Raw genomic sequence first — 574 nt, forward strand, 5'->3', positions numbered from 1 at the left:
TTGTTTATGCAACGAAGAAGAGTGGTCTTACCCGCACCGGATGGGCCGAGCACTGCTATCACGTCTCCTTCTCGTACATCAAAGGAGACCTCCTTGAGAACTTCCTGTGAATCAAATGATTTTGTGATGTTCGATAAACTAAGAATAACACTCTTTTCCTTCATGGAATTGCCAGCCTCCTTTCGAGCACTCTTCCCACCAGGGATATCAGCGAAGTCATTAGCAGATAACAACCTGCTAGCACAATATAGGCTTCGAATACCGCAAGAGTCTGAGTCCCTACCTGTCTTGCCCTCATTGTAAGATCGCCCAAGGCAATCACCGAGACGAGCGAACTATCTTTAATGAGTGTAACCAACTGACCTATTAGAGGCGGTATTGATATTCTGAATGCTTGGGGGAAGACAATGGAAAACATTATCTGGCTCCTGTATAGGCCCATTGCTTCACCCGCCTCCTTTTCACCGGAGGGGACTGCATCTATCCCTGCTCTGAAGATCTCGCCCACGTAGGCTCCTTCGAAAAGTGAAAGTGAGATTACTCCCGCCCAGAATCTGTCTACGTTTACCGCGGA

General features: G+C 47.7%; 2 protein-coding genes. Both read right to left on the reverse strand.

From position 1 onward, the window contains the following. Nucleotides 1-164: ATP-binding cassette domain-containing protein (locus BG32_RS10820; RefSeq protein WP_121526822.1), on the reverse strand; the 164-nt coding region annotated here is incomplete at its 3' end. Further along, a partial coding sequence (locus BG32_RS10825; protein ID WP_147434970.1) for an amino acid ABC transporter permease occupies nucleotides 161-574 on the reverse strand: 414 nt, incomplete at its 5' end. The genes BG32_RS10825 and BG32_RS10820, both read right to left, overlap by 4 nt.

This window comes from Mesotoga sp. HF07.pep.5.2.highcov (assembly GCF_003666285.1).
Taxonomy (GTDB): domain Bacteria; phylum Thermotogota; class Thermotogae; order Petrotogales; family Kosmotogaceae; genus Mesotoga; species Mesotoga prima.